The sequence below is a fragment of the Zarconia sp. genome (assembly GCF_057467645.1).
This window is the reverse complement of the sequence record NZ_JBRJXU010000133.1, coordinates 32,049-43,961: the sequence shown is the minus strand read 5'-3', so window position 1 is coordinate 43,961 and position 11,913 is coordinate 32,049. Positions and strand designations below refer to the sequence as shown.

Below are 11,913 nucleotides of genomic sequence, written 5' to 3'. Positions count from 1 at the left end.
CATCGCCATCCCCGTCTCCATCACCATCACCATTCCCGTCGCCGTCTCCATTACCATCACCATCCCCGTCCCCCAGACCGACAAAGACGCTGTCTCTGGTGAACGTTGCCAAATATTACAAAGGTCTGCCCCACCAACGAGCAGCTTTAGAATGGCTCCAAGACCAAGCCTCCAACCAAACGATGGTCGAGTTTACCCGTCGCTGGCGACAGCAGTAGGTAAGTAGGTAGTTAGGCCCTCGATAAGACAGTTTCCGGCGAGGGGAGGGTGTGGGGTGTGGGGTGTGGGGTGTAGGGTGTAGCAACGCACCCATTGTCAATTATCAATTGTCCATTCTCTCCCCGAAGCCCTCAATCCCTAGGGCAACTCCACCGATGTCGGTTTGGCAATATGGGGTAGTCCCCAGCCCAGTTTTTCCCGCAGGACGCGGAAGAATTCGGGGTCGTTGAGGCGGATGAAACGAGCGTTATAAGCCGATCGCTCCAACTCGACTCGATCTTCGGGCAACACGTAACACCCGGCGTTGCCGTCAACAACCATCACCATCCGGTTGGGGTGGGCTGGAAACACCGTTACCGGTTCGCGATCGGAAAAAATGAGCGCCCGAGACGCCAGGGAATGGGGACAAATGGGCATCAGTTGCAGCACTGGAACGTCAGGGGTAACCACCGACCCCCCAGCAGACAGGGAGTAAGCTGTCGAACCCGTCGGCGTGGAGATAATCACCCCATCAGCGGCAATATCCACCGGTGCGTGACGACCGATGGCTACTTCAAAGTGACACATACTCGTCAGGGGTTCCCGATGCAGCACCATTTCGTTCAAACACAGGGCTTCCCACATCACCGTGTCTTCGCGCATCAACCGGACGACGGACATGGAGCGCTCTTCGATTTGATACTTGCCGGCGATCGCCGCATCGATCGCCGAATCTAACTGCGCCAGATAGGTTTCGGTCAAAAAACCCATATGACCGGTATTCACGCTCAACAGGGGCAAACCGATGGGGGCAACCTGTCGAAAGGCCGCCAAAACCGTGCCGTCTCCTCCCAGGACAATGCCAAACTCCATATCGGCCGTAAAGCCGGGGGGCACTAAACCGTCGAGGGGAGTATGGCAGACAATACTATCGGGTTTGGAGTACCCGAGCATTCCACCCACTCCGGTGGCGACTAAAACTTCCCAGCCTCGGGATACGAGCTTGTCTTTGACCTCCTGGGCGACGCGACAAGCAACGGGTTTGATGTCGTTGTAGATAATGCCGGCTTTAGGCACGCGATCGATCCAACTAGTGGGACAAAATTGAGTCGAGCGGGAGACTTAAGACTTGAATGGAGTCCTCTGTCTAGCTTTTTTGCGCTCTTTAGCTTTCGCTTGCTCGTATTCTATCTCTTTGAGCTTCTTGGTAATGCGATCGTAATACTCTTGCAGGTAAGATTCCAGGGTGGTGGTCTCTTTCTCGTCAAGTCCGAATACCGGGTATACCTCATCCATGGATGCAGTCAGGGGATTACCCGATGCCATCACCTCGGCAAAGGCGAGGCGATCTGCCACGTTCCAACTCCACTGGAAAAATTGGGTGATTTTCCGTACGGCTCGCAGCAGGGCTAGAGGCGCTCGGGTCACTTTGGCGGTTTTACCGGATTTCTGCTCGCACAGACCGATGATTTCATCGCCACTCCAGGCGCGAGACCCCACCACGGGGAAGGTCTTGTTTTCGGTTTCGGGCACCGACAGGGCGCGCACGGCAAATTTGGCGATATCTTGGGTATTCATGTAGGCTACCGGAGCGGTTTTTCCGGTCATCCATACGGTTTGCTCGTCCAAGATGGGGATGGCGTACTGACCGATTAAGCCTTGCATGAACCCACTCAATTTTAAGGTGGTGTAGTTGAGTCCGGATTCGGCTAAAAATAACTCGGTACAGTGCTTGATGTGCATCAGGGGCACTTGAGGATACTTTTCGGCATCTAAGATCGAGCAGAATACGTAGCGCTCGATTCCCGCAGCCGCACAGGCTTGGATGAGAGCAACCTTGCCGTCCCAATCCACTTGTTTGATGCTCAAAGAATCCGTCAGCCTTGCAGTGGATGCATCAATGACGGTACTAATTCCTTCCAGACAAGGGGGGAGAGTATCGGGATAGCACAAATTAGCTCGGACTAACTCCGCTCCCCACTCCCGCAGAAAAGAGGCTCGATTGAAATTACGGACGAGACAGCGCACCTCGTACCCTTCATCTAGGGCACGGCGAGCGATTTGTCTTCCCAGTGTGCCAGTAGCACCGACGATTAATAGGCTCATTCGATATCTCTACGACTCCCGATATCCCTTGAAGTTGGGAGAGCGGGATGTTCTCCTTAACAATTTATGAGTAGGTTTTCTATAGATTGGGGTTTATTTATTCGGTTGAGGGATGCTCTGACAAGAGTCTATTGGCCGTTTGCCATTATTCCGACAAACTGCTTGCAACTGCCTGTCGGAAACGACGAACCGCTCTAAACTCTCACCCGGATGACAAACCGCGACACACCTGCCACACATACTCCCGTTCGCGTCTAGAACCATCGCTTCTCATTCGAGAAACCAACCAATTTTAGCGGCTGGGTCGCAATTATCGACCTGTCGCACTTCGATCGATATCGGTTCGCAAACGATCGGCTTAACGTTCCGAAAAACTTTTGCTTTCGTTGGTTAACCTAACAATCACCCTCTCGTCGGCATTGGCACGAGCGTGCTTCTGACCGCAACAGAAAATCCGTTGTAAATGAGAGTTGCGTGACAATTCTTAACGTTTGATAAAATATTAACAGATAAGATACACCTTGTCTCTACTCGATGGCGATCGATGAGAGAATTGCCTTAGGAGAAAAACCCGGTTCGACGCGATCTGCGCAAACTTACATCGGCCCCATCTCTGCAGGGGTCCGAACTCTCCGGTACATTAGAACGTATTCGCCTATCCGAACTGATTTCCTCAAATAATCGTGACTGACCTCGAAACAGCTCCACAGACGACCGAACCGACAATAAAAGCACCTCTATGTACCACTCGACATTCCGTCGACCCCGACAGTGTCGGTCAACTGCAACCGAAGCTGCTCGGTGTCGAAAAATCCCAGCGAATGGCTGAGTTTTTTAGCAGCCTCTCCGATCCCAATCGCTTGCGGATCGTCTCGGCATTGGCGGTGCAAGAACTGTGCGTGTGCGAAATTGCTGCTGCGGTCGAGATGAGCGAATCGGCAGTCTCTCACCAGTTGCGGACTCTACGCGCTGCTCGTTTGGTGGGATATCGAAAGCTCGGCCGTAATGTCTATTACTTCTTAAAAGACACTCATATTTTAAACCTGTACCGGGAAGTCGCCGAGCATCTCGACGAGCCCGAGGATTAATCCCGAAGATTAACTCCAAAGATTAATCCCAAAACATTGCCTCAGTTTACTCGGGTTCGCCGCCTTGCACTTTGAGCAGTAGGAAGCCGACACCCAAGCCGACTAAAATGAGGCTGAAACATAAAACTGCGGTATTAAAAATTTCTCCGGCCATTTATTTGTCTCTGTTTACAAATCTAATCATTTCAGTATAAATGACAATGTACCCTCGTTTGGCGATTACTTTGGGCGATCCGGCGGGAATCGGACCGGAGGTCGTGTTAAAAGCCCTGGGCGATCGCGCCGTCTTCGATCGCTGCAAAATTACGGTGGTGGGATCGCGAGCTATCTTGCTCAAAACTTACGATCGACTCAACGCCAACACTCCCCTCGCCGATCCCGATACCCTCGAGATCTTAGAAGTTCCGACAGAAATGGGCGAGATTGAATGGGGTCGGGGAAATGCCGCCAGTGGGGGTGCGAGTTTTGCCTATTTAACAGCGGCGATCGATCGCACCCTCGCCGGAGAATTTCACGGCATCGTCACGGCCCCCATTGCTAAGTCGTTGTGGAAAGCAGCCGGTTTCGAGTATCCCGGTCAAACAGAAGTCTTAGCCGAACGAGCGGGAGTCGATCGATTTGGGATGTTATTTGCCGCTCGTTCTCCCCACAATGGCTGGATGCTGCGGACGTTACTCGCCACAACTCATATTCCCCTCTCTCAAGTTCCCGGCACGCTGACACCGGACTTGCTGGCGCGGAAGCTGGATTTATTCGTAGAATGCTTGCAACAAGACTTTGGAATCGATCGACCTCGGATTGTCATTTCGGGTCTCAACCCCCACAGCGGCGAGGAAGGTCAGCTGGGAACCGAAGAGCGAGATTGGCTGATTCCTTGGTTGACTGCCGAACGCAAGCGCCGTCCCACCCTGCAACTCGACGGTCCCGTACCGCCGGATACCCTGTGGGTGAAACCGGGTCAGGCTTGGTACGCGCCCCAAGAGAAAGCCAACTTAATTAATGGCACGGCTGATGGGTATTTGGCGATGTATCACGATCAGGGATTGATTCCGGTGAAGCTGATGGCATTCGATCGGGCGGTGAATACCACCATCGGTTTGCCGTTTATTCGCACCTCTCCAGACCACGGTACGGCGTTCGATATTGCAGGTCGGGGAATTGCCGATGCCACGAGCATGAAATCGGCGATCGCATTGGCCGCCGAGTTGAGCGCGCGACGGTTATCGGGGATTGGCTGCGCTGTTTAGGATTCGCAGGTAGGGGAGGCTTCGGGGGCGTCGGGGGAAAGATGCTGACGACCTCTCTAGAGTCATCTTTTGATTTACCATGCCATCCTCGCGATCGAACCCTTGACAAATGAGCTGTTTCCTTAAATTGGTATTCTCTACAGATATTAGATGAGCCGAGATACGAGAAACAGGAAGTCGCGATCGAGTGCATATTTGATGCAATTCACGAATTAGAAACCTTCGATGTGGTCAACGAAGTCCGATCGACTGAAATTTTGACTAGAATCTCTCAGGCAGCTAGACCGTTACTGACGCACCTCACGACCGATTGCGATGTAGAAGTGATTCCCGTAAACGATCGAACTTTGAAACAACTCATTGATGGCTATTGGCACCCGTAAAGTACTTGAATAAATGGTGAAGCGATCGCTTAAATGTCAAATATTTGTAGAGAGAGTAAGTGACGCTTGATGCAAATATTGTTTTGAGTTCGATGGAACTATACTTCTAACAATAAGCTGAAATATCTTCGCCGCATTCATCGGCTAAAAAACATAAGGCTCGAAAGCGCAAACCGACGAATTGTTCGTAGAAGGGATTGAGTTTGCACAAGGGGGGAATATGGAAGAGAGTACGACCCATAAATTGAAAATCTCGCTCGAAGGGACATTGAGCGGGAATCAGCTTGCAAACCCATTTCGCAACGTTCGCATCGCGGGTTTCGAGGGAATCGAGCCACTGGCGCAAGGGCTGTAACAGCACATCCAGAAGGCAGTGTAAGATATTGATTTTCGGGCTAGACGGACGATTAATTCCAGACATAAAACCTCCATTCGATTGCGTAATCATTTGCAATCTACCTATAACGTTTGACGAAAACTCAATGAATTTGTGCGATCGCGATCGCATCGAATCGGTGATTTTCGATCGGGTGGCAACGAGAGTTATCGCACGCCCGATTTTGTGGGGATGAGAGTTGCTTTCTAGAGTTTTTTTCGATTGCTTTTTCTCATCGCTTTTTTTGATAAATTAATCATAGCTTATATTTTTAGTTTTGAACTATAAGCTTTTTTGATTTAAGCAATTATAGGCTGAGCTTGTTGGTGGTATCTATTGAATGAATAGGAATAACTCAGCGCAAATATGCATCGTTCGATCGAGCCAATTCCGTGACAGACAACCGCCAAAAACGTTGTTGCCATCTTCGTCTATACTTTCACGCTCGATCGCCGTTACAGTTGAATTTCGGGAATCTCGCTAACATTCATCAAATCCGTCGCCGTGGGTTCTCCATCGAGATGGGTGGAGGAGGATGCCTCATCGGATGCGAACTGACAACCCTCACACGAACTCTGGGAATCGCGGGTTGCAGGAAAGGATTTGCCTTGTTGGTAATCTTGCAACCAGTTGCGCAGTAACCCCAAAAGGCGGGTTAACTCCCGGTGGGTTTGCTGGTGTTGGGTGCGGCTGTAGGGAAAATGATGGCATTGGGATTCGGGGACTTCCGATTGCCGACCCCCAGACCCCACGAACCAATAAGTCATCGAAATTTGTTCCGGTTCGTAGTCACTAGTTTCGGCGAGCAGGTAGGGATAGAGTCGAGTTTGCCAATGCCCGGCCAGCCAGGTGGGATTTTGGGGACGGGGATAGGTTTTCCAGTCGAAGATTTGTGCCTGTTGGGGGTCGCCGACGAGCAAATCGTAACGTCCGCCGAGGACAAACCCCAAGTAACTCAGCATGCGATCGTGTTCTGCTTGGCGAAACACCGTTTCCGGTTGAGTTAAGTCCGGGAGGAACACATCCGGTGCAGCCGCAATAAAATCATTTAGCCATCGGGTAAGTTGCTCGTCGGCATCGACAATGGCTTCGATGGGTAAACCGAGTTCTCGCTGCTGCATCAATAAATGAAACCGACTTCCCGCCGCGAGGGATTCTTGGCGTTCTGGACTCAGCGGCGTGTTGAGGCGATCGAGAAAGACTCGTTGAAACTTGCGAGGACATACCGACAGCAACTCCAGGTGCTGCTGAGAGATGCGCAACACCGATGGGAGCGCAATGGTATCGCGGGTTTGAGGAGTTCGATCGTGGGATTTGCGTTTTGATTGTTTTGGCATGGGTTGCGATCGCCCGACAGTATGTTATTATTAAATTCTGCGTCGGGGCGTAGCGCAGCTTGGTAGCGCACCACTTTGGGGTAGTGGGGGTCGTGGGTTCAAATCCCGCCGCTCCGATCGTATCAGCCTAATACATTTTTACCCCGAAGCCGGTTAACTTCAATTTGAGGTTAGCCGGCTTTTTGATGATGAGGCGGAATGTGGGATGGGATGACTCATCAATATTACTCTTACTCATCGATATCGAAGCGATAAAAAAGATACTCATCCCGAAAAGGATGTTCGTAAGTGACGTGATGTATCCATTTATCATCAATTAATCGCTGTCCGAGTTCGAGTGCATCTTCGTGAGAAATCTTCAAGTGTTGCATCATCCACGACACCGCTTCTCGACCGACAAAACAACTGGGATAGGTTTTCAGATTGTAGCGGCGATCGCGAACCTCAACGCCCCCATTCTGACGCATTTGATGGGCGAGGTTTTGAAAATTGACCCGATCGACTAAACGATTGGATTGCTGAGGTTTATCTCCTGCATATTGCAAGCGAGAATCTTGCCGCCAGATACTAAATGCTTGGGGTTCTTCAACAATTGAAAACAAGATTTGCTCTTGGGTTTCGATAATTTTTTTTCGAGTCCACTCGATCGCGGCTTGTTTTTGCGCTTTGCTATAGGATTTACATTTTGAAAAAAGTTGGGCTTGGTAAATGATTCCCGGTAACTTTTCGATTTGCCCCTTCACTTGTCGGGTCACTTGACAGTACCGAACTTCTTCTGCATTTAAAATCAGCATAGATAATCTCCAATGGGCAGTTAAGAGAATAACTAATGGGGAGATAAAGTTAACATTTTAAAGCCGTAGACAAAGCTAAAGCTTTAAAATATTTTATCATTTGCTTCGATGACTGTGAAAAAATATTTGTTCGACGATCGTAAAATTTAAGATAAAGTGAGAATTTAGATCTCAGCTGTCCGCCATTAGGTGAATCATTCGAGCTAACGACAACTTTTACATCCTCTTCGCTAAAATTTTAGAATTTTTAGCTTTTCCAAGATTATCAAGCGAAGACTCGATTGTACTTTCAGGGAATAAAAATTAATATCGAACTCGTTAAAGTGGGAATTATTAAGCTAAACATCAAGAGTTCGATCGTGCGACTTACTCGTAAAATTGATAGAGCAAGTATTCATCCCGGAACGGATGTTCGTGGGTAACGTGATAAATCCATTCTTTTTCAATTAAGAGCTGTCCGAGTTCGATGGCTTCTTCTCGGCTTAAACTTAAGGATTTCATCATCCACGAGACTGCATCTCGTCCAAAAAAACACTGTGAATAGGTCCGAAAATTATAACGGCGATCTTTGAGATAGAGTTCTGGGTCAATTTTCATTTGCTCGATAATTTGTCGAGGATCGAGACAAGATAATAGAACGCGATTGACATGGCAACGACCGAGATATGTGAGGCTATCGTCGTGGTACCAAATACTCCAACAGTTGGGTTCATCTAGAATAAAAGAAGATAGAGGCTCGTCCCGTTCTAAAAATTTTTTTCTAAACCACCAAATGGCTTCTTTTTTGCGGTCTTTGGTATAGGATTTACACAGAACAAAGAGTTGTGCCTGGTAAATTAAACCAGTCAGCTTTTGCTCTTTACCTTTTCGGCAGCGAGTGACAATACAAGATTGTACGCGATCGGGCTTTAAAATTAGCATTAGGTACTCTCCAGTCAAATGATAGAGGAATCGAATGAAGATAAGCAATGATTCTTCAGGGATAGAATCTCTTCTGTTTTAAGATGCTCATTTCTTCAAAAATTCAATTCTCGATATTGACGGTGCTTTAACGATTTCTGTAGAAAATCAAAATCGAGAAGGATTACTGCTATCTACATTGAGTGAATTGAGTGACGCTCGATTTTTATCTCGATTCGAGTGTCAGCCTTGAGTGATTTCAGTCGTAGAGTGATGGTAACGATACCGGGCAACTTTCATCACCCAACGAACTTGATAACTCTATATAATTCGTGCTTGCTTCAATGAAAAATTTATTCCAATTCCCTCAATTATTGTGACAAACTAAATCTCAAATCAAAAAAACACTCAATTCACACCTAATTTGTATTGCGGATTAGATAGGAACGAACTGACTTTGAGTTTCGAGCGCAGCCCCCATTGACTTAAATAGAAGCCGATGAGGTTGTTTGGAGATTCAGTTCGAGCGAAACCTAATGAAGAAACCGTTCAACAACAAATTTGAAAGCGACCGTAAGCATTTGAAAAGTCAATCCTTACTCTTTTAGGCGACCTCTTTATTTATCTTTAGAGCATCTATGCTTAGGTTAACCAAACAAAAAATAATCGAACTCACCTTTTGGGATGAAAAATATTGACCGATTTGGGGGATGTTAAAATTAAACAATTATCGCCAAAGACTCTAGGTGTAAATAAACTTAGAGTCTTTATCATCTTTTCTATATTTTAGTTGCTCTTGAATTCTAAGGCTGCTCAAATACCTTGCACGAACTGCATCAAATGCTGATGAAACAGGGCTGTGGCTTTTAGATAACAAGGATGACCGGCATTGGGTAACAGAACCTTAGTTCCATTTGGCATTGTTTGAAGTAGCGTATCCGCTTGCGATACCGGTATGACGCGATCGTTACTTCCCCAAATCGCGAGGGTAGGGAGGGAGATACCTTGCAACTGTTTTTGGTACCGATCGATCCCAACTGGTGCGACGGCAACGAATCCCCTAAGTTGATGAGAATGTTGGGTAATAAAAGGTAGACTGTACTGACCGCTCATCGACGGAGAAATGACGATGGGTCGATCGAGGGTAAGACGATCGATAAGGTCGAGCAAAAACGTCACTCGATCGCCTGTAATTTTTTGAGATCGACCGTAGCCGGGTAAGTCTAGCGCAACCGCACGACAGTCGCGATCGGCTAAGAATTGTAGCGTGCCGATATCCTGCCAAGTTTGGGCGCTAAAACGGGCACCGTGGAGTAACAAAACCGTGTTGTTTGCAGTTTTTTCTCCAACTTCCAAATAATGAATTTCTGCACCGGATAAGCTGACAAACTTTGATTCGATCGAAGTTGAGGTCATGACTATGTTTTCTCCTGGATTTATCGCATTATTCTTCAAGATCGTGGAAGTGAGTGGACCGTTCTCGAACCCGTGTCAAATTTTGTACCCCACAGGAACACTGCCCACCCTACGACTGACCTTTGCCAGACCCGTTTTGATAAGTTTTCAGACAGGTTTACCAATCCTCTTCTTCGTCGCGATCTTCCACCACACCCACCAGAGATTGTAGGTCGAAGTTGCGATCTTCTCCACTCAAGCAAATTCCCGCACTCATCACCGTTAAATCGGCTTTGGAGATGGCACTGGTGTGACGTTCGCCGTCCCCTGTCGTCCACTCCACCAGCCAAAAATCCTCGCGATCGCGAAATTCCTGCAACTGGCCGCCACCGACTCCTAGGGCCTCGCGCAACCGCCGTTCGTCTTGTTGCTGCTGCTTCTCGGGAGTCCAGAGGCGGCCAAACACCAAATCGTAGGTGGTTTTCATTTCCGGGGTCATTCCCTTGAAGTTCAAGGCTTCCGGTAGGGTGACGGCTTTCAATTCTGCTCGCAGTCGTTCGGGAATCGTCGGATCGATGCGACGATCGATTTCCTCAAACCACCAATTCCTGCCATCCCAGCGAGCGATCGCACTTTCAAAGGCTTCCCCCTCGCCAACCAGGTAAATCGGCACGGGTTTGGCGACTCCAGTGCGCTGGCGAACGTCGGATTCGTTGGCGGGATAAGCCAGCCAGGTTTGACCCCGCAGCCGGTACGCCAGCCACAACCGCACCGCCGGGAACTGCTGTAAATACTCGGAAATCTGAATGAAGTCCGCTTCTTCGACGAGTGCCGCATCTCGATCGTTTCGAGGTTGAAAAATGCCCCATCCCTCAAAATTCGCCGGTTGCGGTGTAAAGGTACGGACGAGTCCGGCGACGCGGGTGCGAACGCGGCTTCGGGGGGTACAGGGGGCAAGGAAACTGGTGGATTTGAGCTGTTCTTCTTGGGAAGCGATGCGATTGATGAGTTTGCGGATATCGGTCATGGGAAGAGAATGGACAATGGACAATGGACAATGGACAATGAGTCAGTTGCGAAAATCTTCTCCCTCTCCCCATCCCCGCGTCACCGCGTCATTTCTACAGTTCCAATACGGGCCAGTCCGATGCGCGGCGATAGTCGGTCATATCCTCGAATTTGCGGAGTTCGGCGCGATGTACCCGCAGTTCGCAGGAGGTATCGATCCACTGTTGGTTTAACTCGGAAATGACTTCGAGGGTGCGATCGCGATCTAAATCTTCGGGAACTCGGCCGAAATATCCCAAGGTGACGTGGGCTGTGAAGTGATACTGTTGTTCGATGCCCAAGCCGATGATGTCGGCATTTTGATAGATGGCGCGACGCAAGCGCACGATCGCATCGTAGGAAGCTTCGTCTTTGGGGGCCAAACAAATGGCGATCGCCCGCGTCATGACAATCAGTCCCAACAGTTGCCAGCGAATGGGCGTACCGTGGATGAGTTCGGGTTCGCACTCCTGGAACGTCTTGCCGATGCAATGGCGCAGCTTCGCCTCAAACTCAGGATTTCCCGCTGCATCCTGATAGGCGCTATCCCAAATTAAATCCGCTAAAGTCAAGTGAAAACTCTTCTGCGGCAGGGGGGCAAGCAAATTGGGTTCGAGTTTGGCGAGCAATTTTTCCTGGCAGGCGGCGATATCTTGATAAAATTCATCGTTGCCGCCGTCGTCTTGCCAGGGGGGAGTGATGACGCTGTAGCCGGGAAACGATACGGCTTTGGCGACCCCGTCAGACCCAACGGCAAATTTCGGGGAGTCTTGAATATACTGCAACTGCACGGAATTGGCTTCCGGTAGGGTCATCCGCGCCACTCGCTTGAGATAAGCTTGATAGGTATCGTCCAATGTTTCACCCTTTTATTGAGTCATCTCTCTATTGTAATTGGGGTGGCTTGTTGCAAACAGAATACACGGTTACAGAATTCAGAATAGGGAATGGGGAATAGGGAATAGGGAATGGGGAGAATTGGGGGAAACGGGAGCAAGATGCTCCCACTGCGTACGATGAATTTTCTTTGCCCTCTGTGCCC

The 11,913-nt window shown here is 49.1% G+C and carries 13 protein-coding genes and 1 tRNA gene; 4 read left to right on the top strand and 10 right to left on the bottom strand.

The annotated features are described in order from the left end of the window. Positions 1-357: 357 nt before the first annotated feature. Together AC2215_RS20625 and AC2215_RS20620 are read right to left on the bottom strand one after the other, a co-directional pair. A complete protein-coding gene (locus tag AC2215_RS20625) occupies positions 358-1,275 on the bottom strand; it encodes an NAD(+) kinase (RefSeq protein WP_486811889.1) in 918 nt (305 codons plus the stop codon). 45 nt (positions 1,276-1,320) lie between these two features. Continuing rightward, complete coding sequence (locus tag AC2215_RS20620) at positions 1,321-2,304, bottom strand: SDR family oxidoreductase (RefSeq protein WP_486811888.1); 984 nt, start codon at positions 2,302-2,304, stop codon at positions 1,321-1,323. 782 nt (positions 2,305-3,086) lie between these two features. Here AC2215_RS20620 and AC2215_RS20615 point away from each other — a divergent pair. Beyond that, positions 3,087-3,392: an ArsR/SmtB family transcription factor gene (locus AC2215_RS20615; protein WP_486811891.1), complete on the top strand. Its 306-nt coding sequence runs from the start codon at positions 3,087-3,089 to the stop codon at positions 3,390-3,392. 46 nt (positions 3,393-3,438) lie between these two features. Here AC2215_RS20615 and petM read toward each other — a convergent pair whose 3' ends face one another. Further along, complete coding sequence (gene petM / locus AC2215_RS20610) at positions 3,439-3,546, bottom strand: cytochrome b6-f complex subunit PetM (protein ID WP_486811887.1); 108 nt, start codon at positions 3,544-3,546, stop codon at positions 3,439-3,441. A gap of 46 nt (positions 3,547-3,592) precedes the next feature. On the opposite strand from petM, the gene pdxA reads away from it, so the two are divergent. Together pdxA and AC2215_RS20600 are read left to right on the top strand one after the other, a co-directional pair. Continuing rightward, a complete protein-coding gene (gene pdxA / locus AC2215_RS20605; RefSeq protein ID WP_486811890.1) occupies positions 3,593-4,639 on the top strand; it encodes a 4-hydroxythreonine-4-phosphate dehydrogenase PdxA in 1,047 nt (348 codons plus the stop codon). 257 nt (positions 4,640-4,896) lie between these two features. Beyond that, positions 4,897-5,022: a hypothetical protein gene (locus AC2215_RS20600; RefSeq protein WP_486811886.1), complete on the top strand. Its 126-nt coding sequence runs from the start codon at positions 4,897-4,899 to the stop codon at positions 5,020-5,022. 106 nt (positions 5,023-5,128) lie between these two features. Here AC2215_RS20600 and AC2215_RS20595 read toward each other — a convergent pair whose 3' ends face one another. After that, positions 5,129-5,443, bottom strand: coding sequence for a Mo-dependent nitrogenase C-terminal domain-containing protein (locus AC2215_RS20595; protein ID WP_486811885.1), 315 nt, complete (start codon positions 5,441-5,443; stop codon positions 5,129-5,131). 410 nt (positions 5,444-5,853) lie between these two features. Continuing rightward, positions 5,854-6,735, bottom strand: a complete 882-nt coding sequence (locus AC2215_RS20590) for a PD-(D/E)XK nuclease family protein (protein ID WP_486811884.1) — start codon at positions 6,733-6,735, stop codon at positions 5,854-5,856. A gap of 43 nt (positions 6,736-6,778) precedes the next feature. On the opposite strand from AC2215_RS20590, the gene AC2215_RS20585 reads away from it, so the two are divergent. Beyond that, positions 6,779-6,852 (top strand) — tRNA-Pro (locus AC2215_RS20585). 113 nt (positions 6,853-6,965) lie between these two features. Here AC2215_RS20585 and AC2215_RS20580 read toward each other — a convergent pair. From AC2215_RS20580 to AC2215_RS20560, 5 genes are all read right to left on the bottom strand, one after another. Then, complete coding sequence (locus AC2215_RS20580) at positions 6,966-7,529, bottom strand: hypothetical protein (protein ID WP_486811883.1); 564 nt, start codon at positions 7,527-7,529, stop codon at positions 6,966-6,968. A gap of 366 nt (positions 7,530-7,895) precedes the next feature. Continuing rightward, positions 7,896-8,450 (bottom strand): hypothetical protein, encoded by a 555-nt coding sequence (locus tag AC2215_RS20575; protein WP_486811882.1) that lies wholly within the window; start codon positions 8,448-8,450, stop codon positions 7,896-7,898. Positions 8,451-9,242: 792 nt separating this feature from the next. Continuing rightward, positions 9,243-9,845, bottom strand: a complete 603-nt coding sequence (locus AC2215_RS20570) for an alpha/beta fold hydrolase (RefSeq protein ID WP_486811881.1) — start codon at positions 9,843-9,845, stop codon at positions 9,243-9,245. A gap of 157 nt (positions 9,846-10,002) precedes the next feature. Continuing rightward, complete coding sequence (locus AC2215_RS20565) at positions 10,003-10,851, bottom strand: hypothetical protein (protein ID WP_486811880.1); 849 nt, start codon at positions 10,849-10,851, stop codon at positions 10,003-10,005. A 94-nt stretch (positions 10,852-10,945) separates the two neighbouring features. Further along, positions 10,946-11,728, bottom strand: coding sequence for a DUF1868 domain-containing protein (locus tag AC2215_RS20560; protein WP_486811879.1), 783 nt, complete (start codon positions 11,726-11,728; stop codon positions 10,946-10,948). Positions 11,729-11,913: the final 185 nt, after the last annotated feature.

Excerpts from the sequence above, each read along its gene's own strand:
- AC2215_RS20620 (WP_486811888.1), bottom strand. The coding sequence starts at position 2,304 with ATGAGCCTATTAATCGTCGGTGCTACTGGCACACTGGGAAGACAAATC.
- petM (WP_486811887.1), bottom strand. The coding sequence starts at position 3,546 with ATGGCCGGAGAAATTTTTAATACCGCAGTTTTATGTTTCAGCCTCATT.
- pdxA (WP_486811890.1), top strand. The coding sequence starts at position 3,593 with ATGTACCCTCGTTTGGCGATTACTTTGGGCGATCCGGCGGGAATCGGA.
- AC2215_RS20595 (WP_486811885.1), bottom strand. The coding sequence starts at position 5,443 with ATGTCTGGAATTAATCGTCCGTCTAGCCCGAAAATCAATATCTTACAC.
- AC2215_RS20590 (WP_486811884.1), bottom strand. The coding sequence starts at position 6,735 with ATGCCAAAACAATCAAAACGCAAATCCCACGATCGAACTCCTCAAACC.
- AC2215_RS20580 (WP_486811883.1), bottom strand. The coding sequence starts at position 7,529 with ATGCTGATTTTAAATGCAGAAGAAGTTCGGTACTGTCAAGTGACCCGA.
- AC2215_RS20575 (WP_486811882.1), bottom strand. The coding sequence starts at position 8,450 with ATGCTAATTTTAAAGCCCGATCGCGTACAATCTTGTATTGTCACTCGC.
- AC2215_RS20570 (WP_486811881.1), bottom strand. The coding sequence starts at position 9,845 with ATGACCTCAACTTCGATCGAATCAAAGTTTGTCAGCTTATCCGGTGCA.
- AC2215_RS20565 (WP_486811880.1), bottom strand. The coding sequence starts at position 10,851 with ATGACCGATATCCGCAAACTCATCAATCGCATCGCTTCCCAAGAAGAA.